This window comes from Desulfococcus multivorans, assembly GCF_001854245.1.
Lineage (GTDB): Bacteria > Desulfobacterota > Desulfobacteria > Desulfobacterales > Desulfococcaceae > Desulfococcus > Desulfococcus multivorans.
The window spans coordinates 2,669,392-2,692,644 of record NZ_CP015381.1; the positions used below are offsets into that span (position 1 = coordinate 2,669,392).

The 23,253-nt window shown below is 53.6% G+C and carries 16 protein-coding genes, 1 tRNA gene and 1 other RNA gene; 8 read left to right on the forward strand and 10 right to left on the reverse strand.

The genetic code is table 11. The features are described from left to right. Positions 1-19 precede the first annotated feature (19 nt). Positions 20-2,803, reverse strand: coding sequence for an Hsp70 family protein (locus dmul_RS11700; protein WP_020875195.1), 2,784 nt, complete (start codon positions 2,801-2,803; stop codon positions 20-22). Positions 2,804-3,256: 453 nt separating this feature from the next. On the opposite strand from dmul_RS11700, the gene dmul_RS11705 reads away from it, so the two are divergent. The 8 genes from dmul_RS11705 (at position 3,257) to dmul_RS11735 (ending at position 14,826) form a co-directional block, all read left to right on the forward strand. After that, positions 3,257-5,317 carry a serine protein kinase PrkA gene (locus tag dmul_RS11705; protein WP_020875196.1) on the forward strand — a complete coding sequence of 687 codons (2,061 nt, stop codon included), beginning with the start codon at positions 3,257-3,259 and terminating at the stop codon, positions 5,315-5,317. A 65-nt stretch (positions 5,318-5,382) separates the two neighbouring features. After that, positions 5,383-6,771: a DUF444 family protein gene (locus tag dmul_RS11710; protein WP_020875197.1), complete on the forward strand. Its 1,389-nt coding sequence runs from the start codon at positions 5,383-5,385 to the stop codon at positions 6,769-6,771. Between the two features lie 45 nt (positions 6,772-6,816). After that, positions 6,817-8,484, forward strand: a complete 1,668-nt coding sequence (locus dmul_RS11715) for a SpoVR family protein (RefSeq protein ID WP_020875198.1) — start codon at positions 6,817-6,819, stop codon at positions 8,482-8,484. Positions 8,485-8,525: 41 nt separating this feature from the next. Then, positions 8,526-10,862 carry a serine protein kinase PrkA gene (locus dmul_RS11720; RefSeq protein ID WP_020875199.1) on the forward strand — a complete coding sequence of 779 codons (2,337 nt, stop codon included), beginning with the start codon at positions 8,526-8,528 and terminating at the stop codon, positions 10,860-10,862. 191 nt (positions 10,863-11,053) lie between these two features. Then, positions 11,054-12,259 (forward strand): LysM peptidoglycan-binding domain-containing protein, encoded by a 1,206-nt coding sequence (locus tag dmul_RS11725; protein ID WP_020875200.1) that lies wholly within the window; start codon positions 11,054-11,056, stop codon positions 12,257-12,259. A 24-nt stretch (positions 12,260-12,283) separates the two neighbouring features. Next, entirely contained in the window at positions 12,284-12,520 is a 237-nt protein-coding gene (locus tag dmul_RS20265; RefSeq protein WP_020875201.1) for a hypothetical protein, read from the forward strand. Between the two features lie 126 nt (positions 12,521-12,646). Then, on the forward strand, positions 12,647-14,320 hold the full coding sequence (locus tag dmul_RS11730; RefSeq protein ID WP_020875202.1) for an adenylate/guanylate cyclase domain-containing protein: 1,674 nt from the start codon (positions 12,647-12,649) through the stop codon (positions 14,318-14,320). Continuing rightward, entirely contained in the window at positions 14,317-14,826 is a 510-nt protein-coding gene (locus dmul_RS11735; protein ID WP_020875203.1) for a TIGR00725 family protein, read from the forward strand. Before dmul_RS11730 ends, dmul_RS11735 begins: the two co-directional genes overlap by 4 nt. On the opposite strand, the gene ispD is transcribed toward dmul_RS11735, so the two are convergent. The 9 genes from ispD to dnaG all read right to left on the reverse strand — a co-directional run bounded on the left by ispD (position 14,821) and on the right by dnaG (position 23,211). Next, positions 14,821-15,540: a 2-C-methyl-D-erythritol 4-phosphate cytidylyltransferase gene (gene ispD / locus dmul_RS11740; RefSeq protein WP_040413808.1), complete on the reverse strand. Its 720-nt coding sequence runs from the start codon at positions 15,538-15,540 to the stop codon at positions 14,821-14,823. The genes dmul_RS11735 and ispD overlap by 6 nt on opposite strands. 3 nt (positions 15,541-15,543) lie before the next feature. After that, positions 15,544-16,866: an HPr family phosphocarrier protein gene (locus tag dmul_RS11745; RefSeq protein ID WP_020875205.1), complete on the reverse strand. Its 1,323-nt coding sequence runs from the start codon at positions 16,864-16,866 to the stop codon at positions 15,544-15,546. Then, positions 16,867-17,157, reverse strand: coding sequence for a SufD family Fe-S cluster assembly protein (locus tag dmul_RS11750; protein WP_070962309.1), 291 nt, complete (start codon positions 17,155-17,157; stop codon positions 16,867-16,869). Between the two features lie 55 nt (positions 17,158-17,212). Then, positions 17,213-17,634: RNase P RNA component class A (rnpB, locus tag dmul_RS11755), an RNA gene on the reverse strand. A 17-nt stretch (positions 17,635-17,651) separates the two neighbouring features. Beyond that, positions 17,652-18,371, reverse strand: coding sequence for a zinc ribbon domain-containing protein (locus dmul_RS11760; RefSeq protein ID WP_020875207.1), 720 nt, complete (start codon positions 18,369-18,371; stop codon positions 17,652-17,654). A 92-nt stretch (positions 18,372-18,463) separates the two neighbouring features. Beyond that, positions 18,464-19,267, reverse strand: coding sequence for a Nif3-like dinuclear metal center hexameric protein (locus tag dmul_RS11765; RefSeq protein ID WP_020875208.1), 804 nt, complete (start codon positions 19,265-19,267; stop codon positions 18,464-18,466). A 217-nt stretch (positions 19,268-19,484) separates the two neighbouring features. After that, a tRNA-Ile gene (locus dmul_RS11770) sits at positions 19,485-19,557 on the reverse strand. A 65-nt stretch (positions 19,558-19,622) separates the two neighbouring features. Then, on the reverse strand, positions 19,623-21,389 hold the full coding sequence (gene rpoD, locus dmul_RS11775; protein ID WP_020875209.1) for an RNA polymerase sigma factor RpoD: 1,767 nt from the start codon (positions 21,387-21,389) through the stop codon (positions 19,623-19,625). Between the two features lie 22 nt (positions 21,390-21,411). Beyond that, positions 21,412-23,211, reverse strand: a complete 1,800-nt coding sequence (gene dnaG / locus dmul_RS11780) for a DNA primase (protein ID WP_020875210.1) — start codon at positions 23,209-23,211, stop codon at positions 21,412-21,414. Positions 23,212-23,253: the final 42 nt, after the last annotated feature.

Sequence of the window (23,253 nt, forward strand, 5' to 3'; positions counted from 1 at the left end):
GCTTTCCGATCCGAACCGTTCATTTCGAGCCTTCGGCACGAAGAACGATGCCCGACGGCAGCGCTTCCCCGAAAACCGTGTTGATTTCCTGCTGCTTCATGGGAACGACTTCCCTGAGGGGCCGGAGATCGTCCGCCGAAGCCCCGTTCCGAGCAAGGGCATCGATCACTCGCCGAGTCGTTCCGTCATCCACGTCCCGTATACGGTCCCCGGTTTTCCGAGACATCTGGGCCGCTGCAAGGAGCGCAGACCGTGGATCCGGCCAGTCCCGATCCAAAACCGCGGCAATCCAGCGGGCAGCCTCGTCGGGAGGGATGACGCGATCGACGGGGCCGTAAAGGAGATCTCGGGCCCCCATGCGGGAAAGGGACCAGAAATGCTGGGGCATCGCCTTTCGGTCGTTCAACTCGGAAAGCAATTTACGACCCCATTTAATTTTATCCTTGACAAGCAGGAGTTCCATGTTTGCAACGGCCATCCATATCTCCAGATACTCCTGAGGGGCCACCCTGACCCGGGCCTCCTTTTTCGGAAACATTACCGGCGTCAAATCCTGAATGAACTGTCGCTGTTGGCCAGGCTTGAGTCCGCCGGCCACCCGCCGCCACATGATCCACCACTCGGACCTGACCTGAGGGTTGTTTCCATGAATGGGACCGCCCTTGTAAATTTTCCAGAGCTTCCTGATGCGATGTTCGTCGAAACCGTCCCCCATACCCGGCCGCAGGCAGTATCCCAGAAGATTGAGCCAACGGCTCTCCGCCAGATGTCTGGCGCCCCTTGCGGAAACTCGGCCAAGCAGTGCATCTGCCATCTTTCGGATGAGAGTCAGGGGCCATTGATCCCGGGGCCGATCGATCATGCCGCCGATATCCTTCACCAGAGCGGTCAATGCCTTGGGGTCGGCGTCGCTTGAAAATGCATTTTCAATCTTTCGGCACACCGCATCCACGACCGATTCGTCGAAAACCTCCGTCTCTGAAACGTCGGCGGCGGCCCCCGCATCCCGCAACTGAAATCGAAGCTGCCAGCGGTGATCACTGATTCGGGATCGGCACCAGATCCCCAAGGTCCCAACCTCGGTATATTCCGCTTCGATATCGACTGGAATCAATTTTTCCGCACCCTTTTTGCCGAACTGGATGACAGTCCGAAGCGGTGGAAGGGGGGTCAATGTGTCGTCCACCACGACAAGGTCTCCCGCCTTGTCTCCGGAACGAAAGCTCGAGCTGAACACTTCGAAACCGACCGGCTGATTGGTCAGCACCTCAAAGGTTCGGTCCTCCAGAATGATGCGGCTCCCTTCGTCCATCCCCCGCTCGACAATGCAGACCGCTTCCTGCCGAGGGGAATCCGTTCGTACCCCCATGTAATACGCACGCGCACTGCCGCTCCCCACCCGAACCCCGCGACCGGCCCTGACCAGTCCGTAATAGGCCGCTCCCAGGGCGACGGCCGTGTCGGGGTTGGGATTCGCGAGTACCCGGGGCAGCGCTGTGTCGGATATCCCGAACCAGTGTCGGAGCGCTTCCCGAATGCGATCCTGAATCACCCGGGACTTGAGTGATCCGCCGTTGAACAGGATCAGGTCCGGGGCAGGGCTGTTTCGGCCGAGAGCCTTCATAACATCCTCACCGTGATGCTCCAGAAACCAGCCCATGTGACGGGTGATCGCCGGTTCCGGCTCATAGGGCAGGCCGAACTCGGTGATACCTTTCCGCGACATCGCCTTTCGTTCGTCCGTTCGATCCACGACAGGGAAAAACCCTTCCAGAACAATGTGTTCGACCTCCTTCCGCCCAAGCTCGGTTGTAAGGACGTCACCGATGACTTTCCGCCCCTTCCCCATGAGCGTGATTTTCCGCGATTCCCCAAAACCGTCCAGAAGCATTTCCTTGGCCTGACGGCATTGATGACACAGCATCTTCCATCGATCGCCTGTGAGCGATCCCCTGGTTTTCCTACGGAAGAGCACGGCCTCCGCGTGCCGTGCCAGGGCAAGATCGATGTTGTCGCCGCCAAGGATCAGATGATCCCCTACGGCAATCCTTTCAAAACGGGGACTTCCGTCCACCTCTCTCAGGGTGATGAGGGTGAAGTCCGTCGTTCCGCCGCCGACATCGCAAACCAGGATCAGTTCATCCGGTTTGACATGATCGTCCCAGTCCTTTTCGTGCCGCGTCAACCAACTGTAAAAGGCCGCCAACGGCTCTTCCAGAAGCGTTACCGGGCCGAAGCCCGCCAGGGCCGAAGCCTCCAGGGTCATATCCCGCGCCACTTCGTCAAAGGAAGCGGGAACGGTGAGGGTGACGAACTGATTCTCCATGTACAGTTCAACCTCATCCCCCATGGCGTGATTCCAGGCGTTTCGGATGTGTTTCAAAAAATAGGCCGTAGCCGTCACCGGAGATACCTTGTTTACATCCGCTTCGGCGCCCCAGGGCAGAATCCTGGCGTGCCGATCCGCCTTGTCGTGGCAGAGCCAGCTTTTCGCGGAGGAGACCAATCGGGCCGGCACCGAAGCACCGTGATCCCGGGAAAAGGCCCCTACGAAATTGTCGTCCTCGGTTTTCCAGGGGATAGTGATGGCCGATTTGGAAATGTCGTAGTCACCGGGGATATACAAAAAGGAGGGGAGCACCGGCAGCCGTGAAAATTCTCCCGCACCGGTCAACTGGGGGATCTGGAAGAGTCGGATTCGCGACGAATCGCCGTTCTCCGCCGCCAAGTCCACATAGGAGACGGCGGAATTGGTGGTTCCCAGGTCTATGCCGATGATGTATCGTTTGTCGTTAGCGTCCAAAAGGGCCTCTCTCTTTTGTAAGACCTGTCTGAGGCGTGCCCCTTTTGCCCGATTTTCCCGTCAAAATGCGCCGAGAATTCCTGCGGCCAACCTTTCCATGCATATTGAGGTAGAACAAAAATGGCTCGATCTCGAACCGGTCCTGAGTGTGGGGAAATGGTCCGGGCAAAACCGCCGAACCATCGTGATTCGGTCATGTATAAATATTCAGTATACTACTTCTGCTGCTGTTTTTTGTCAAAAAATATCCGACGGTTTTCCTTTCCGAAGTTTTGTGTTGCATTCCATCTCCCTGCCATTATACTATTAATATAAGAACTTATTTTCCTTTTATTTTCCTTAGATTGCATGCATCTGCCGGTTCGGTGACGGCAGAGTGATCCTTAAAAAACCATCCGGATAAGGGAATCTCTGGTCGCCCCTCTCCCCATCCGCCAGACACAGGAGGACATCATGGCGAGTACAGACAAGAACACGCTCCGACATCATCTTACAGCGGTCAAAGAGGGAAGCCGCCGTTTCGAAAATGCCTTCCAGGGCGTCGCCCGAATGATATTGGACAACGAAATCAAGAAAGTCGTGGTCAACGGTAAAACTACATATGATTTCAATATCTTCAGGACAGGGAAGAAGCATGTTATCGGCATGTACGATGAAATCAACAGTTTTGTCTCCTATGTCAAAGATGCCGCTGAAGGCGGATCTTCCAAGGAGATGGCGTATGTCCTGGTGGGGGAGCCGGGCAACGGGAAGACCTTCCTGGTCGATTTTGTCTGTGCAAAATACCGTGAATTCCTTTCCAAACCCGAAAACCGAAAGTACACCTTCCGTTTCATGAACATAGATCAGCTGGGAAGCTACGGTCGGATCAGCGTCATTGAATCCCAGACATACGAGGATCCCGTCATTCTGGGGATGAACCTCTTTGACGATCCGGATGAAAACCGGGCCTTTCTATCGCGCGAAATCGGTTTCTCGGATGACGAGATCGAAACGCTGTATGACAATTACCGCCCCATGGGGGCCTGCAGCGGATACATCTGGAACGACATCCGCAATTATTGCGACGGCGACCTGGACCGAATGCTCGATTTCGTTCAGATCATTCCCGTCCCCCTGGTGGAGAGTCTCGGCACCATCACCGGCAAATATCCCGCCAAGGATAAAATCACCTCTTCAGCGGTGGATCTTTTAGGGGAGGAGTCGATCCAGCGCCTCCTGCACATCACCGACACCAACAATCCCTACCGATTCGATCTGCGGAGGGGAGCACTGGCTCGGGTTGCGGGGGGCGGAATTCATTTCAGCGATGAGATCTACAAGAACAAGAAGGACCTGGTCCAGGTCTATCTGGGGGTCATCCAAAACCGCAACATCGAGATCGACGGCTACAAATGGCCCATCGATACGCTTATCATCGCCACCAGCAACAACTCCGAGTTCAATCGGTTTCTGGCGGAAAAGGAGGAAGCTCCCATCGTCGATCGGTGCCGCATCTGCTATGTCTCCCACAACACCAACTACAAACTCCAGAGCGAACTGACCGCCTATTCCATCGGCAGCGAAGCCAAAACCACCTTGAGCCGCGAAAGTCTTCATCAGGACCCCAACCTCAACTATGCCACATCGGTGGGCGTTGTTCTCACCCGGCTGCCCCGGTCCGAAAAGCTGACGCCCATCGAGACGATGAAGCTGGCGGCGGGAGAGGTGGCCGGCGAAAAAAGCATCAAGGCACTTGCCGAGGTCATCGACACCCTCAATCAGGATCCGGACATCATCAAGCGGTTCGGTCAGAAAGGCCTCGGTCAGCGAAACCTCGGCCGGGCGCTTCAACTCCTCATCGAGAGTTCGGAGACCAACGAAGGCCAATGCATGTTCGCTTATGATATCTTCAAGTGCCTCGAGCGTATCGTCCTCGATTACGTATCGGACGCCAACGACCGGAGCAAGTTTCTGGAGGACCTCAAGATTGCCAAAGGGCTTTACCGCGAGCGGATCATGACGGAGATGTTCAATGCCTATATGGACGAACCCATGGCCATCCGAAAGGACGTCATGAACTACGTCAACATGATCATCGGCATCGATGCGGAAAATCTGGGCCCCGACAAGATGTGGAAATACAAGGATCCCCAATCCAGGGAACTCAAAGCGCTCAAGATCGACGAACGCTACATCCAGAGCGTGGAAGATCGCCTGGGACTGAAAACCGAGGAGCACCGCGAGAGTTTCAGGACGTCCATCCGCAAGATCTACGGCCAGAAGATTACCGTCGACCCCAACTATGACTTCATGGATAACCTGGAACTCGTGAAGGCAGTGACCGACGTCCGACTCAAATCCGACATTGCCGGTGCGGGCAGTCTCATCGGGGCCCTCGCGAACCGCACCAATGAAGAGAACCAGAAGCTATACGACCGTATGGTCGACACCATGCTGAACAAGCTCGGTTACTGCATGACCTGCGCCCAGAAAACCATTGAATACTTCTGCACCCAGGAAGATGAAAAGTAGTTCGCTGTTAACCAAATCTTTATCCGCGACAGGCGGCGGCAGGGAACAACGACAGGACAACCATCATGGAACAACGACTGAAGGCATACTACGAGCGGCTCAAAGCCAAGGGGCTCTCCCCCCATCGCGAGGATGGGATTCTCCGGGAACTGAACGGCGATCTTTCCCACGAAACGCCCTCCGATCCCCCGGCCCGAACGAACAGGGGATTTCCCCCCGGTCGGGACACCCTTTATGAATATGCCGATCTCTTCGAACTCCAGGACATGACGCCCCCCCATGTAAGCGCCACGACCTGTCTGAGATCCCTTGACGAGCTCCTGGAACGGGACAAGCTTCGAGAAAAAGACGGATTTCCGAGGAAGATCCGGATCGGACGGTTGGTGAAACCCGGCAAGGGCGGCAAGGACAAGATTGTCGTCGTCCCCACCACCGTCGAGGAAAAATTCATCCACGACATTATTCGCGTCCCCAACGAGGAGGAGCAGTCTGGCGGGTCCGGAGAGGGGGAAGAAGGTGAGGTCATCGGTGAACAGCCCGTTCGCTCGCCCGAAGGCGCCGGCGCCGGACCCGGCGAAGGCGCCGGCGGCCCCCACGAAATGGAATCGAGCGCCTACGACCTCGGCAGGATCCTGACGGAGAAATTCGAGCTGCCCAACCTCAAGGATAAAGGTAAAAAGCGGTCCCTCACCCGATACACCTACGACATGACCGATCGAAACAGGGGGTTTGGACAGCATCTGGACAAAAAGGCCACGCTTCGGCAAATTCTGGAAACCAATATCCATCTCGGGAATCTGCCGGACGTGTCCGATATCGACCCCACCCGGTTTCTGATCTCGCCCACCGACCGGATCTATCGAATTCTCTCCCGGGAAAAGGACTACGAATCCCAGGCCATGGTCTTTTTCCTGAGAGACTACTCGGGATCCATGACCGGAAAACCCACTGAGCTGATCGTCTCCCAGCACGTTCTGATCTACAGCTGGCTCCTCTACCAGTATGAAAAACAGGTGGAATCGCGATTTATCCTTCACGACACCGATGCCGTCGAGGTGTCCGATTTCTATACCTACTACAACACCCGGGTCGCCGGCGGCACAAAAGTCGCCGCCGCCTATCGCCTCGTCAATGAGATCGTCGATAAGGAGAATCTGGTGAAGGACTATAATATCTATGTCTTCCATGGAACGGACGGAGACGATTGGGATACGGACGGCAGGGAAACCCTTCCGGAAATCGAACGCATGCTGCGTTACGCCAACCGTGTAGGCGTCACTGTCGCCCGGCACGGCATGAGCAGCGACGAAAGCGAAGTGGAAAAATATCTCAACCGATCGGGATTGCTGAAGGACAAACCCGGTCTGATCCGAATGGATGTCATGAAGCAGGATGCCGACGAAGCCCGGATCATTGAAGGCATCAAGACATTGATCTCCATGGCGGCGGTATGATCGCCTCCTGCTGACAACGACCTCTACCCGGGAGAAGGATGATCCATGGAACTCATCGGCCAGCATGCAAAAAAAATTATGGAAGGGTGCAAACAGCGGGCGAGGGACGCCGGGCTGCGCTTTCAGGACGACACCCTCGAGTATATCGTGACCAACCGGGATCTCCTGGAACTGTCACCCAAGATCATGATCCCCACCCTGTACGATTATTGGGTTCACGATGTCGAAGTCCTCAAGGGAAAGGGAAAATACGAACTTTATCCTGGAAACCCTTATGAGACCGTGATCAACACGCGGCCGCCCATCTCCTTTTACAATGACAACAACCCCGACTGGCTCAATGTGATGATCTTCTATCACGTCATCGGGCACATCGACTTTTTTCAGAACAACCTGCTTTTTCAGCATACCCACGATTATGACTTCACCGGAGAGGCCCTGTCGGACAAACGACTGATCGCCCGGTTGCGGTCGGAAAAAGGCCGATGGGTCGATTATGTCATCGAATTCGCCAGAGGCATCGACAACCTGGTCTCCTTTCACGGTGAACTGTCGCGGGTTCAACCGCCGTCAGCGGCCTCCGGCTCAGGCCCGATCAATTTTTATTTCGATGTCTTTCTTCAGTCCCTCAAGAAGGTCAACATCACCGACTACATCAAGGAAATCGAGCGGTACAACCAATGCATACGGGATTATGGACAGCACGGTGAGGAAACTTTTCTGGCGGATACCGAGTTGAAACACCCCGAATTCAAGGCAGTCTACCAGAAAAGCCTTCAAAAAAAGCCCGAAACCCGTATGGACCTGCTGCGTTTTCTGATGGTTCACTCGGAATTCCTGAACAAGGAAGAGAACGATTGGATGAAATCGGTCCTGCAGGTCATCCGGAAGACGTCCCTTTTTTTTCAGCCCCAGATCCGGACCAAAATCATGAACGAAGGCTGGGCCAGCTACTGGCACGAGGTCTTGTTCATGGCGGACGACCGCATCCAGGGTCACGAGGTTGATTTTGCCCGCATCAACGCCGGCGTAACGGCGCTTCCCCGGGTGGGGTTGAACCCCTACGCCCTGGGGATGCGTCTCTTTTATTATATCAAGGAGATGGCGGACAAGGGGCGGCACACCATGACATTTCATCAAATGAAAGACGCGCATCTGCGGGAGGTCTACGACGCAAAAACAGGGGCCGGCCGTCGGTTTATTTTTGATGTTCGGGAAAACATGGACGACTTTCTTTTCGTCAAGACCTTTGTCGATCAGGATTTTATCGATGCTCACAAACTTTTCGTCGTCGGAAAGCGGATGAATCCGGCCAAAACCGCCTGGGAATATTACGTCAAGTCCCGAAAGGCCGAGGATTACCGGCAAATGCTGATCGAGGGACTCTACCATCCGCCCCACATCGAGATCGATCCGAAAAAGACCGAAAACAAGACCCTCTACCTGGTGCACCGCTTCGAGGGAAAGCCCCTGGTGAAAGATTACATCGCCAATACCATGCTGGGGATCGAATATCTCTGGGGCGGACCCGTCAAACTGGAGACAAGCGAAGTGGCCAAAACGTCTTCCTCCCCCTATGCCGTTTTCAACGTGGGCGGCACATCGGCCCAGGAGACGTCCGACACCTTCGACATTAAATGGCAGCGGGTTCTTTACACCATGGAGAAGCGACGGCTGACCCGAAGAATTCTGTACAATATGGAAGACGTTTGAGCATCCATCCAGAAAACGGCATGAGGGGATGAATTAAACCTATGAACAAGATCCGAAAAGCCTTGGACAATCTCAATCGCACCATGAGCGACACGCATCCGAACGAGTTGATTCCTTTCGAGGACTTTCTGAAAATCATGAACGAGAAGCCTCACCAGGTAATCCGCAATATCTTCCAGGTGTTCTACGACATGATCCGTTATTATATCGAAGAAGGGGTTGACGAATATCCCGGCGACCCGGAATCGATCCATTATGTCTACTATGACTGCAACCGCCTCTTTGTCGAGGACGCGGATCACCCGTTTTTCGCAGATCGACTGTTTGCAAATCGCTTTATCAATCATATCGAAGCATTAAGAAGAGGCGCCCAACAGAACAAAATTTACATCTTCGACGGCCCTCCCGGATGCGGCAAGAGCACCTTTCTGAACAATCTTCTCAAAAAATATGAGACCTATGCCAACACTCCGGAAGGGATGCGCTATGAAACCGTTTGGCGCCTGAGCCGCAAGGCACTCGGCAGCTATCACAACCACAACAACAATCCCATGCTGGACAACCTCTATCGCATCCTTTCGGTGACGTCCCCGGCTAAGGAAACGCTTGACGTCAACAACGAGGAAAGACCGAATGAGCAGGAAGAGGCTTACGAGGAAGATCTTTACGCCCATGATCTCCAGGAGGACTACATCGATGTCCCTTGTCCCAGCCACGAACATCCGCTCCTTATCATCCCCAAGAGATATCGGCGCCAACTTTTTGACGATCTGTTCGAAAACGATGAATTCAAATGGAGGCTTTTCACGGACAAGGCCTATGAATGGGTCTTCAGGGATAAGCCCTGCACCATTTGCAGCTCTCTTTATCAGGCCCTTCTCGGCAAGCTCCAAAGCCCGGAGGAGGTCTTCAAAATGGTGTATGTCCGACCCTATCATTTCAACCGGCGGCTCGGGCAAGGCATCAGCGTGTTCAACCCGGGGGACAAGCCCATGCGACAGTCCACCATGACCAACCCCATGCTTCAGCGGCGCATCAACGAAATTCTCAGAGACAGCAACCAGGTGAACTACATTTTTTCACGATATGCCAAAACCAACAACGGCATCTATGCCCTGATGGACATCAAGTCTCACAACGTCGAACGACTGATGGAACTCCACAACATTATCAGCGAGGGAATCCACAAGGTCGAGGATATCGAGGAGAACGTCAACTCTCTCTTCTTCGCCCTCATGAATCCCGAGGACAAAAAGAACATCCACGGGCTGCAGTCGTTTTCCGACCGTATCGAGTATATCCAGATCCTGTACGTTCTGGACCTGAACACCGAGGTTGAAATATATAAAAATATCTTCGGAAAGCAAATCGTCGACAGCTTTCTACCCAGAGTGCTCCATAATTTTGCACGGGTGATCATCTCGTCGCGCCTCAATCAAAAATCAGAGGCTCTCCTGGAATGGATCGGCGATCCGAGCAAATACCGTCTCTACTGCGACCCGAACCTCCACCTTCTCAAGATGGAAATCTATACCGGGTACATCCCCAAATGGCTGTCGGATGAGGACCGCAAGAGCTTCACCGCCAAGGTCCGCCGCAAAATACTTGCCGAATCGGAAACCGAAGGTAAAAAAGGCTTCTCAGGTCGCGATTCCATAAAAATATTCAATGAATTCTATTCCTCCAGTGCCCGTACAGACAAACTGATCAATATGTCGACCCTGTGCAATTATTTTACAAAGATCCGCGCTGATCTGAGCGAATCCATCCCCCCGGGGTTTCTCGAATCCCTTCTCAGGATGTATGACTATACCGTCCTTCATGAGGTCAAAGAGTCCCTCTACAACTATAATGAAGCCCAGATCTCCAGGGATATTCAGAATTATCTGTTCGCCGTCAATTTTGAACTCGGCGTCAAAGAAACCTGCCCTTACACGGGCGAACATCTCGAAATCACGGACGAGTTTCTCTGGGGAATTGAAAACCGTCTGCTCGGCGGAAACGTCTCCGACGCCAGGCGGAAGGAATTCCGCTCCGAGACTCAAAAGATCTATGCGGCAAAAACCCTGACACAGGAAATTCTTCTGGAAGGCACCCCCATCGTTGATACTCAACTTTACCAGGACCTTTACGAGCGATATGTCTATACCCTGAAAGAGAAGGTCCTCGACCCGTTCCTCAAAAATGAAAACTTCCGCCAGGCCATCAAGGATTACGGCAAGGATGCGTTCAAAACCTACGACAAGCGTATCCGAGAGGACGTGACGTTTCTGATGAACAATCTCTCTAAAAAATCCAGATATACCGAGCAAGGCGCCAAGGAGGTCTGTATGTATGTGATCGACAACAATCTGGCCTCGAAATTCAGCAATCCCTAAAACAACCCGTCGCACGCATATTGATGACAATGCTTCGGTTCTTTGATATGAATAAAAGCCGGTTCTGCCGGAACCGGGTCGATGACGGAGGTCAAAAGCAATCCAGTGGACGGCACCACGCCTTGGTTTGGCCTGAATGATCAACAACGTGTCCGACACGTGTAGTCAATATTGAGGAACCACAAGGTATAATGAGAAATATAATTATATTTGTATCCGTGCTGATTTTTGCAGGAGTGACGGGATGTGCGATCGAACATCAATCCTTCCCGGCAAAAGCTGCGCGACCACATCCCGAAAGCCCCCACCCGACGGGGAGTGACAGTAGCGGAACAATCGCCGGCGGGAGCGGTCCCGGCAGCCTCGCCCTGCCTGAAACCGAATCCGATACAGAGCCGGCGAGCGAGGCAAAGCCTCAACGCATTCCCTCGCTCGATGCGCATCATGTAAAAACAGACACCAACAAAAGCAACATTATTCATACGGTCGAGCCAGGGGAGACGCTATCACAGATTGCGGTACACTATTACGGTAGCTGCAAGGACGAACTGCTCCATCTTTTAAAAAGTATCAATGAAATCCATGAAACGGATTCCCTGCAAGCCGGCCGGCAGCTCATCCTTCCGCTGCCGGCTGTCGACGGAGGTATCCCCCCGGTCCTGACGACAACTTCCGCCACATGCGCCAACGGTTCACCCAAATCAGGGCAATCCACAGACAGTCCGGGAAAAGACGCTACTGCCGTAGACAAACGGAGCGGAATGGCCCGTGAAAACGGGGAAGAGGCTCCTGATCCATTCAACGATCAGATGGCGAAAGGTCTTGTTGCTCTAAAAAAAAGGGACTATCGCACAGCCCACAGGGCCTTCTCGGCCGCTGCCGAAGGCCATCGGAAAGACAGCCGATGCTCGAAATATCTCAAAGAAATCGAGGCAATTGCAAATCATCACTTTGAAAATGGGCTGAGTTTTTACAGAAAAAGAAATTATGTCGGCGCTATTGCGGAAATCGAGAAAGCATGTATTCCGCCGTTGGAGGTTCAGACAACCGAATACCTCTTTAAATCCCATTTCGAGATTGCAATGAAAAAATTCCTGCGTTACAGGCGCACAGGAAACAAAAGGGATTTCGACCAGGCGCAGAACAGTCTGAATCGGGCGCGAGCCTATCAGGCGTCCTGCACCGGATGCAATGATTATGAAGAAATTTTCAAGAAAACGCATTACAACAACGGGATAAAATATTTCACTGGAGATAATGGAGAAGGTATGGACAAGGCGGTCGAGGAATGGGAAAAGGTTCGATTTATCGATCCCGGGTACAAGGACGTCACCGAAAACATCGACCAAGCCCAATTTCTGCTGAAAAAATTGAGGAATTTGAAAAAAGTATCCTGAAACAAGGCCGAGATCCTTCCCCATATGAGCCACACTGATGTTGTTGGCCGTCTGGAAGGTTTTCTGAACCTGTGCAGCAACAGCACCGACAGCGAATCCACCGTGGACTGTGAGAACGCTTTGAGACGGATATCGACAACATATCAGCCGGCCAACGCTCCCGCCTGCAGCGCCGCCCATGCAGTCCGCCACCAGGCAGAATCCACCACCAACCCCGATCAGCATTTCAATGGGCGTTCACATCACGGACCGGTACGATGACAGAACCGTATTTTATACAAAACCAACGAAGAAATGCCTGGATATCAAATAATACTTTAACATACCGGAATGCCTCGATGACAATTCGGACATGACCTCATGACAACGCCGTACAGAAGGCAAGGCATGAAAAAAAACCAGGAACAGCAGCTGCTTTTCGGCCAACTGCTCATGGAAAAAAACATCATCACCGAGACGCAGCTCCAAGAAGCCCTTGATATTCAGAAAAACGACGGCGCAACGTTGAACGATTCGACATATCTCGGACAAATCCTTGTTCGTCTGGGCTATGCCACAGAAAAGGATGTCGTAAGCGTCGTCAACGAACAACAGAACCATTCCATCAAATCCTTTTCCGAAAACGCCCAGAGTCAGATCGAACACCACCCCCGAACGTCCGGAAAGCGTTTCCGGAGTCTCAAAATTCCCATATGGCTTCAGCTCTCCATCATCACGACGGTACTCATATCCGTCGCCATATTCACCCTTTACCTCTTTACTGTAGACCTTCAGAACCGACAACTTTTTCGGCAAGCCCTTCTCATCGGCAGAGTGAGCCTCAACTATTTTGTCAACAACGCGAGAATACTTCTCCTCGAGGATAACAACGATCTTCGACTGAACACGCTGATCACCGAAGCGTCCGCAGTGGAAGGCATTGTCTACGCCATTATCCTCGACCGGGACAAGATCATCAAGGCCCACACCGATCATACCCGGATCGGCGAAACCTTAAAGATGGCGCCATTTCTCAGCAGCGGCATCCAGGAAGGGGATGTGACCTATTTCGACTATTATTCGGAAGCAGAGGAGCACATCCTCAACCTGAGCCGCACCGTCATCATGAAAGACGAGGCACTGGGAGAGGTCCACGTCGGCATATCACTGGATTTCATCGACCTGACCATCCGTGAAAAAACCCGTGACATCCTCCTTATCAGTTTGGTGATCATCGGGCTCGGCATCATTACGGCGGTCTACTACAGCATCCGTTTTTCACGCCCCCTGGTAAAGCTGGTCCAAGCCTTCAATGAAATCAGCGTCGGCAATTACCAGCACAAGATCAAGACCATCCGAAACGATGAATTCGGAAATATCGCAATGTCGTTCAATGCCATGAGCCGGGAGCTGTGGCTGAAATCGGTCATGCAACGATCCTTCGGTAAATATGTCGGGAACGAGGTTCTGGAGCTGATCCTGGACAATCCGGAAAGTGACTGGCTAAAGGGCAGACGGCGGAAAGCGACGGTGCTTTTCACGGATGTCCGGGGATTTACGTCCTACTCGAAGGTTCGTGAGCCCGAGGAAATCGTTGATCACCTCAACACGTACTTCGAAATCGCCACAAAAATCATCAACCAGCACGGCGGGTATGTCGACAAGTTCATCGGTGACGCCGTCATGGGGATCTTCGGCGTTCCGGTTTCCCAAAAGGATCACATCGTCCGTGCGGTGCAGGCGGCCCTTGACATGCAACGGATATTTCTTGAAAAAAACCGATCCCATGAAGACACCCTTCTGAATAAGATCGGCATCAGTATCGATACCGGCGTGGTGCTGTCGGGAAACATCGGCTCCCATGTCAAAATGGAGTACACGGTAATCGGCGACACCGTCAACATGGCATCCCGATTGAATGGGCTCTCGGGCCCGGGGGAGATCGTCATCAGCAAGGCCGTATACGCACATATGAAGGACACTTTGGACGTGGTTCTTCTCAAGCCTCGGAAGATCAAAGGGAAACTTTCCCCCATTAAAGCCTACCGCATCCTGAACATCAAGTCGAAGGAGGCAGCATGAACATCTCTCCCGAGAAACCCCTCGGAAACCCGATGATCGTCGGTGTCATGGGGGGTGCCGACGTCGACCCGACGGTCCTGAAAAACGCGCATGAACTGGGCATGCGGATCGCCCGTGAAGGTTGGGTGCTCTTGAACGGGGGCAGGAACGCAGGGGTCATGAACGCTTCGGCTCAAGGCGCACGGGAGGCCGGAGGGATCGTTGTCGGCATCCTCCCCGACAATCACTGCAGACAGATGTCTCCCTACGTCACCATTCCCATCGTCACCGGCATGGGAAGCGCCCGGAACGCCGTCAACGCGCTTTCGAGCCATGTTGTCGTCGCTTGCCCGGGCGGCCCCGGGACGATTTCGGAGATCGCCCTGGCGCTGAAGGCCGGGCGCTGCGTCATTCTACTGGATTTTGAACTTCGGGGAATTTTTGAACGTGCTGAACAGGAAGGCCGACTCCGACAAGCCAAAACCCCCAGAGCGGTCATCGAAATCATCAGATCCGAAGTATCATGATTTCGTGCGATTTTTTCGGGAAGCGGCCAAGGCGAGGACGGCGGAGGCCAGTGCCAGATCCTCGGGCGTGGTAATCTTCAGGTTATAGCGAGACCCCGGGATCATCCGAACCGGCCGTCCCAAACGCTCCAGAAGTGCGGCGTCATCGGTTTCCACCACTCCCGCGGATCGGGCCGATTCATGAGCCGCCCAAATGAGGTCGTATCGAAAGGCCTGGGGTGTTTGGGCACACCAGACCTTTCTCCGATCCAGGGTTTTCTCGATGGTGATGTCGTTGTCCACCGTTTTGAGGGTATCCACCGCCGGAACGCCCGGAACACAGGCGCCATAAGCCTTGGCCCCCGCGAGACACCGGGTGATGAGATCCGGTTGAACGAAAGGCCGGACCCCGTCATGGATGGCGACGATATCGGCCAACCCCATCGCGGCTTCGAGCCCGTTGTAAACCGATTCCTGACGTTCGACACCGCCCGATACCAGGTCGACGATCGCACAGTCATCGGGAAAATCCGCCAGAATATGGTCTCGACAGTAGGCCTCATCGGCTTCCGGGATCACGAGAAAAATACGATGGACGTCTGGACATGTCAGAAAAGCCGCCAGTGTATGACTCAGAATCGACCGGCCGCCAAAGACGAGATACTGCTTTCGCAAATCGCTCTTCATGCGCAGTCCTCGCCCACCGGCGACAATAATTGCCGCCGTTCGCATCATCGCCTATTCATGGAGATACCCAAGTTCCCGCGGCAGAGGAATCCCGTTGCCCATGGTGTCCTCGCCGTAGTTGGAGTTTGCGAGGACCTTGAGGTCCCTGAGCGATCGGGCGTCCCCTTCGAACTTGACATGCGTGATGTTCTCGTTCTGAATTTTGCCGCCCGCCCACTGGATATCCAGAACACTGCTGGCATCAAAGCGGCCCTCCCCGGCGCAAAGTTCCACCTTGCCCCCGTAATGCTGAACAATTTTAGCCACCAGAAGGCTCGGACGACTATGAAAGCCTCTGGGCACCGGAACGCCCACCTGAATGACGTCCCGATCGATATTCTCGTTCAGCACCGCCTGCGCGATTTCCTTCCCGTTGGAGAGAAAATGGCACACCCAAAAAAGGCCGTAGTTGATGGTTCGGTCCAACAAGATATCGGGATCCACCAGAAAGGAGAGTTGATTGCGAACCTTCTTGTAAATGTCCCGGTATCCCGCTTCGTGAAGATGCCGTTCGTAAAAGTGCAGAAACCGCCCCATACTCTGAAGCAGGTGGAACACCACGGAGAAATGACTGCGGAGCGTTTTGAGCTGCCGCCTACCGTGGACATAGCCCCCGTGAATGACGTAGGTGTCAAAGGAGGATTGAAGGTTGTGCACAAGCATCTCGTAACGTCTCACCTCCACCTCGTTGATCACTTCAGGTACCAGGCTGCGTATACGATGCACATCGAACGGCTCGAAAAAGGTATACTGGTCAAAGTGTTTGCTGATGTTGAGAAATTCGCTCGAAATCTTGACGATATAATTTTTGGGCTGTTTTTTTTTTTCGTCGTCGATATTGTATTCCAAACCCGTTCCAGTGACGATCCCCGGGAACTCGGATCCGTCGAACTCATCCTCAGGTATGGGGATACCCAGACGCCTGGCTTCGTCCAGGATGATCGGCGCGATCTTGATGAGGGATCGAGTCAAAAAATCGAGCGTCACCCGTCCATCCCTTTCAAAAGCATCGTCCTCCGGCAGGTCGTAGCAGACGAGCCGGTTCAGAATGTGCTTCTGAGAATACCCGCCCAGACTGAGGTGCCTCACGGCGGCGGAGAGTTCACGGTAGAGATACCAATCCTTGTTGTTTTTGGCACCGTGAAAATCGAGAAAATCCTCCAACACCTGCGAGGTACCGATGAGTTTGGAAAACAGTTTCTTGGTGAACACGTATCCTTTGTTCGGAGATCCCGGTCCCAAAATGAACAGACAGCATTTGAGGTAGTCGCGTGAAAAAAGGTGAACCTTTTCGGTAAAGGAATGACTCCCGGTATTCTTTTCTGCGCCGGTCATCTACATCAGATCCTTCAGGGTTTCCGAAACGGCCTTGTCCGGTTTTTCCCGCAATCCTGCGGGAAGCCCTTCGATGTCAACATTTAAAAACCCTCTGGCGATCGTCGAAACAGCCTCCTCCTCATCGACACCCCGGGCCATCAGATACGCGATCTCTCGCTGATCGATCTTGTCCGCGGCGAATTCATGGGGCATCCCGACTCCCGGGACAAACCCTGAAAAATTTTCGTTTGTATTTTTCGAAATCGGTTTCCCACCGATTTCAACCCGCAAATCTTCAATCAACAGCATAAAGGTCTCGTTCGCTTTCTTTCTGCCGAGTTTCTTTGGGATAATAGGAAAAAATGGTCGGAGTCGCCCGTAAGCCGAATTCTGTTCCATCCCGAGGCATTTCTGCCGCGGGACGGCGGCAATCATTCCTCTATGGATGCCGGTTGCCCGGCACCTCCTGCAACCTACCCGGGAGCTCGGACGGGCCGTCCTCAATCACTCCCCTATTTGGTCTTGCACCGGGTGGGGTTTACCAAGCTTCTCCGGTCGCCCGGAGAACTGGTGCGCTCTTACCGCACCGTTTCACCCTTACCGTTTCCAGAGACGGCGTCGGCCTCCGACAAATGCCGGAACCAACCTCGACCCTTGAAAAACGGCGGTCTGCTCTCTGTTGCACTTTCCTTCGCGTCGCCGCGACTCCACGTTATGGAGCACCCTGCCCTCTGGTGTTCGGACTTTCCTCCGGACTTTGGGTCCGGCGATTGCCCAGGCGACTCCGACCATTTCCTGAAGGTTTAATCCCGAGGTCCTTCCCAATATATAATTCTATTACAAAAAGGGCAGAAATTCAAGCTTTCGAATCGTCTGAGGTCATTGGCCATCTGCGGAGGAATATTGATATTGCAGCCCTCGCAGGTATTGCCTCTCACCGGAACAATCATGGGGCCATCCACCATCTTCCGGGTGCTCATAAATATCTTCATCAGATCCGGGGGTGCGGCAGCGGCGATTTGGTTCCGTTTCTCCGCAAGTTCGGCCAGATGCGTTTCCTCCTTTTCGGTCTCCACTACCAGCCGAAGCTTTTCCGTTTCAAAGGCATTCTCAGCACGCAGACAGTCTTGTTTCCGCTCCTCAAGCACCTGTTCCCCCGCCTCGATCCGATCGAGGATGGCGAGCATTTCATCTTCTATGCGGCTGTTTTTTTTCTCCGTCTCCTCAACCTGTCTGAGCAACGCCTGATACTCTTTGTTGCTTTTGACGCCCGGCAATCGGCTCTTGCTTTTCCGAATCAGTTCGAGATTAACCTTGGCGTCGGATTCAAGTAGTCGATAAGATTTGCGAAATCCTTCCAGATCAGCGGCTGCGGCATCCTTGGCCGAAACAGCGGCGGTGAGCTCCTTTTCCAGATGCCGCTGTTTTTCGGCAATTCCCGAAAGCAGCTTTCGAACCTGATCGGCGTCCGTATCGTTCTTTTGGAGCGCCACCAGAATATCAATCTGTTCTTTTACGTCCATCGTTTCTCTCCGTCCATAGAACCAAAACCACGCGTGCCCTGGACGCGGCGCATCCGGGGTTGTCACCCTCAACAGCTCCCGCATCATTCCCCTCAGATAGAGACAAAGGGATCCGTTTCCAGAGGACATGCCTCGATCGAAAGGGGCATCGATCGTTTTTTCGCCTCCGCCGTCAACCGTTCCACGAGGATATCCACGATGAGGTGCTCCGAAGCGAAGTGCCCCACGTCAATCAAGCCCAATCCGGCGGCTTCGACATCCCGGGCATCGTGATATTTCAGATCTCCACTCACATAGACATCGGCTCCCGAAGCAAAAAACGCCCCCATAAGGCTCGATCCGCTTCCGGAACATACCGCCGCCCGACGAACAGGCAAGTCTTTGGACCCGGTATATTTCAACGCCGGCACCTTGATCGTCTCCTTGATTTCCCGGGCAAGCGCACCGAGAGTCGTGGGCCGGGCAAGGGTACCCACCCGACCGATGCCGGTACCCGTTCCCGCGGATCCCTCTACAAGGGGGATCGTATCCGTCATTTTCAACTGGTCGGCAAGGATATCATTGATACCGTCGGCCGCGGCATCCAGATTGGTGTGGGCGGAATAGATACTCAGTCGGCAACATGCCGACTGCTGGATGATCCGTCCTAAAGGTGTTGCGAAATCGATTGATTTTGGAGCTTTGAAAATCAGGGGATGATGTGTGATGAGAAGGTCGATACCGGCATCGCAGGCAGCGGATACCACCAATGGGATCGGATCCAGTGAAACCCAGACGCGCTTTACCGGCCAATCCTTTCGGCCGATCTGAAGTCCGGCATTGTCCCATTCCTCCGCCAGATCCGGCGGTGCGATCTGATCCATGATATCGATCAGATCGGCTACAGTAACGGTCATACAAGCCCTCCATTCCATGGAAGCCTGTCCGGCGATCGCCGGTTTTGATCATTTATGGGTGAAAAATCCAAATGATTCCCATAGGGTTCACGGGAAGGGTCTTTCCATCCGTGACGAACCGCCACCACTCCGGTGTGGTCCAAACAGGCGCTGTGCCGGACGACCAAAAAAGGCGTGGCTCGTTTTTCCGCCACGCCTTTCATTGGCTATATCGTGATGGGCCCACCTGGGATCGAACCAGGGACCGACCGGTTATGAGCCGGTGGCTCTGCCAGCTGAGCTATGGGCCCGATGGGAGATCGATACCGAGCACCTTTCCTAACGCCGTAAATAATTTTTGTCAAGAATTACCCTGTCAATAATCGATAAAACTCTTCAACTTCCGGCTTCGGGTCGGGTGCCTCAATTTTCTGAGAGCCTTGGCTTCGATTTGCCGAATGCGTTCGCGGGTAACGGCAAAATCCTGTCCGACCTCCTCCAGAGTATGATCGGCCTTTTCCCCGATACCAAAGCGCATCCGGAGGACTTTTTCCTCTCGAGGCGTCAGTGTGGCAAGCACCTTCCGCGTCTGCTCCGAAAGGTTGAGGCTGACCGCCGCGTCCGAAGGCAGCATGAATTTCTTGTCCTCGATGAAATCTCCCAGATGGCTGTCTTCCTCCTCGCCGATGGGTGTCTCGAGAGAAATGGGTTCCCGGGCGATCTTCAAAACCTTACGCACCTTTTCGAGTGAAATTTCCATCTTTTCGGCGATTTCTTCAGGCGTCGGCTCCCGCCCCAGTTCCTGGACCAGATATCGGGACGTCCTGATGAGCTTGTTGATGGTTTCAATCATGTGAACCGGTATCCGTATGGTCCGGGCCTGATCCGCGATGGCTCGCGTAATGGCCTGGCGGATCCACCACGTGGCATAGGTGCTGAATTTGTACCCTCTCCGGTATTCAAATTTATCCACCGCCTTCATCAGGCCGATATTTCCCTCCTGAATCAGATCCAGGAACTGCAGTCCTCGATTCGTATATTTTTTGGCGATGCTCACCACGAGCCGTAGATTGGCACGAATCAGTTCGGCTTTGGCATCCTTGGCCCTCTGGCGCCCTTCCTCGACATTGGACATGGTCCGCTTCAAGGCTTTGCAATTGGCTTTGAGTTCAAACTCCCGGGCATCGATCTTATCCTGGATCGTTTGGAGTTTGTCTATCAGCACGTCGATCTCGGCGACATCCGGCACGCCTTTCCGTCGAACATCCTCGGCGAGCACCGACTTGTCCTCAAGCCCCTTGCGGATCTCTGCCACTGAGATACCGAGGCTTTCGGCGCATTTCACGAGTTCCCCCTGCATAAAGGTGAACCACCGGATATCCTCTTTGATTGCCGTCTCGATGTTGTCGATCACGCTGCTCTCCAAGCGCCATTCCTTGAGATAATCAAAGATCTTACCGTTTCTGCGTGAAATATTCCTTCGGATGCGCCGCTGTTCGTCGGGGTCCGGTGCTGAGGAAAAAAGCTGCTCACGATAAGCCCTGTTCTCGTTGTCCACCTCGCGAATGGACTGTATGGTGCTCAGAAAGTTTTTGCACTGCAGTTCTTCATCGACACAGGTATCGCCTTCATCCAGATCCCGAAGGACGTGGCGGGGCCGAAGGGTTCCGGATTCGATCTCGTTTCCCAACTCCAGAATAGAGTCGACCCCAACGGTCGTATCCAAAAGGGCCCTCAGCACCTCCTGTTCTCCGGTCTCGATTTTCTTGGCAATTTCGACTTCTTCTTCTCGGCTGAGGAGCGTAACCATCCCCATCTCCCGAAGATACATCTTGACCGGATCGGTCACCGTACCGAATTCCGATACAGACGTATCCGTATCGAGGCTCGCCTTGTCCCGATTCTTTTTCACCTTGGTCGCATTGGACATCGGCTGTTTTTTGTCGCCGAGGATGTCAATGTCCAGGTCGTTGAAAAGGACCATGGTTTCATCGAGCTGATCCGGGGATAATGCCTCATCGGGAAGGACGGCGTTGATCTCGTCATAAGTCAGGTATCCCTGCTCTTTTCCCTTTGCAATGAGAGCTTTCAATGCGGCTTTGTCTTCCGCATTTTCCCCATTTACAGTGGATTTCATAGCCATCTAGTTGCGCCTCCTGCAGATTTCAGTTTATCGTCTGCCGCTTCCTGGCTCGGTTCTGTTTTTCTTTCAGAAGCTCCAAGAGCAGGGCCTGGTTGTTGTTTCGGCGTGCGGCTTCTATTTTATGTAATAAATTATCCGTCTGCCGCTTTCGGCCGGATTCGAATTGCGTCAGCAATCGAAGACATCCGCCTCGATCCCACACATCCCCTTCCATCGCCAGGTTGATTGCAATCGCCCTCTCCGCTTCATCCAATTTTTCGATAAAATTGGAGATGTGATGTTCTCCACCCGATTTGTAGTTGGCGAGAAGATGTCGGCCGATGGATTTCAGTCGTTCATCTTCGAAATCATCGAGAATGCGGCGACGATCGATCTCCGCCAGAAGATCCGGAAACTGGAGCATCACGGTAACGATCTTTCTCTCGATCCTGGCATGCCGCCCCTCAAACCCGATCGAATCCTGATAATCCGAGCCTTCGGCAACATACGCTCCCCTCGGGTCGTTCTCTCGCCGCGAATCTCGACCGGACGCCGGCCTGCCTATTCGGCCGGCCACGACGGCCTCGTCAACGCCGACTCGCTCGGCCAGATTCCGAATGTAAAGGGATCTGGCCATCGAATCCGAAACAGCGGAAAACGGCTGCCGCATCTCTTCGATAACGCGAATTTTTCCTTCCACTGAAAGGCCGTGCTTACGGATTGTCTCTTCCATCATGAAGTCCATCATGTTTCGTGCGGATTGGGCCGCCGCTTCGAAAGCGTCCCTGCCGAATTTGCGGATGAATGAATCCGGATCGTGGCCTTCCGGCAAAACCAGAATCCGTGCATCCATATTCTCCCGGCGAAATATTTCAACGCTTTTGAAGGCCGCACGCATTCCCGCCTGATCCGAATCGTATACCAGAATTATCTCGCGGACATATCCCTTCAGAATTCTGACGTGCTCGGACGAGAGGGCGGTTCCCAGTGTCGCCACGACATTGGGAACTCCCGCCTGCGAAAGCGCCAGAACATCGAAATATCCTTCGACGACGTAAACGGTGCCCTTTTCCCGGCACCCGGATCTGGCCGCCTCCAGACCGTAAAGGCTTCGTCGTTTGTTGAAGACGGCTGTTTCGGGAGAATTCAAGTATTTCGGCAGGGAATCGTCCATTACCCGGGCACCGAATCCAACAACCCGGGAAGCGGTTCCCGCGATGGGAAAAACGATGCGATTCCTGAACCGGTCGTAATGTCCGGGACCGTTTTTTTTGGCGATCACCAGGCCGGACTGTTTCAGCAACATGTCCGAAATGCGCCGATCTGCGAAAAACCGCGTCAGGGCATCCCATCCCTCGGGGGCATACCCCAATGAAAACCGGTCGATCGTTTCCATGCTCATCCCCCGTTTTCTCAGATAGTCCAAGGCCCGACAGCCCACAGGATCTTCCACAAGCATCCGCCTGAAAAATGCCGTTGCCTGTTCATTGATATCGAAGATCCCTTCGCGTTCGCGTATACGCCGCTGCTCTTCCGGAGAGAGGTCGTTATCCGACACGGCGATGCCGTGTCGGCGCCCCAGCATCCGCACCGCTTCGGGAAAAGAGAGTCCCTCATGTTTCATCAGAAACGTGAAGACACTTCCACCGGCGCCACACCCGAAACAGTAGAAGATCTGTTTGTCGGAGTTCACGGTAAACGAAGGAGTTTTCTCGGAATGGAAGGGGCACAACCCTACATAGTTCTTCCCGGCTCTTTTCAGCAGAACCACTTCCGATATCACGGAAACGATATCCGAAACAGCCCTGATTTCTGAAATGGTCTTCTCGGGAATACGATCCACCAGTTAAGACCTCCTGACATCGGAACACTGGAAGGAAGCTGA

Coding starts and splice junctions, on each gene's coding strand:
- dmul_RS11705 (WP_020875196.1), top strand. CDS start 3,257: ATGGCGAGTACAGACAAGAACACGCTCCGACATCATCTTACAGCGGTC.
- dmul_RS11710 (WP_020875197.1), top strand. CDS start 5,383: ATGGAACAACGACTGAAGGCATACTACGAGCGGCTCAAAGCCAAGGGG.
- dmul_RS11715 (WP_020875198.1), top strand. CDS start 6,817: ATGGAACTCATCGGCCAGCATGCAAAAAAAATTATGGAAGGGTGCAAA.
- dmul_RS11720 (WP_020875199.1), top strand. CDS start 8,526: ATGAACAAGATCCGAAAAGCCTTGGACAATCTCAATCGCACCATGAGC.
- dmul_RS11725 (WP_020875200.1), top strand. CDS start 11,054: ATGAGAAATATAATTATATTTGTATCCGTGCTGATTTTTGCAGGAGTG.
- dmul_RS20265 (WP_020875201.1), top strand. CDS start 12,284: ATGAGCCACACTGATGTTGTTGGCCGTCTGGAAGGTTTTCTGAACCTG.
- dmul_RS11730 (WP_020875202.1), top strand. CDS start 12,647: ATGAAAAAAAACCAGGAACAGCAGCTGCTTTTCGGCCAACTGCTCATG.
- dmul_RS11735 (WP_020875203.1), top strand. CDS start 14,317: ATGAACATCTCTCCCGAGAAACCCCTCGGAAACCCGATGATCGTCGGT.
- ispD (WP_040413808.1), bottom strand. CDS start 15,540: ATGATGCGAACGGCGGCAATTATTGTCGCCGGTGGGCGAGGACTGCGC.
- dmul_RS11745 (WP_020875205.1), bottom strand. CDS start 16,866: ATGACCGGCGCAGAAAAGAATACCGGGAGTCATTCCTTTACCGAAAAG.
- dmul_RS11750 (WP_070962309.1), bottom strand. CDS start 17,157: ATGCTGTTGATTGAAGATTTGCGGGTTGAAATCGGTGGGAAACCGATT.
- dmul_RS11760 (WP_020875207.1), bottom strand. CDS start 18,371: ATGGACGTAAAAGAACAGATTGATATTCTGGTGGCGCTCCAAAAGAAC.
- dmul_RS11765 (WP_020875208.1), bottom strand. CDS start 19,267: ATGACCGTTACTGTAGCCGATCTGATCGATATCATGGATCAGATCGCA.
- rpoD (WP_020875209.1), bottom strand. CDS start 21,389: ATGGCTATGAAATCCACTGTAAATGGGGAAAATGCGGAAGACAAAGCC.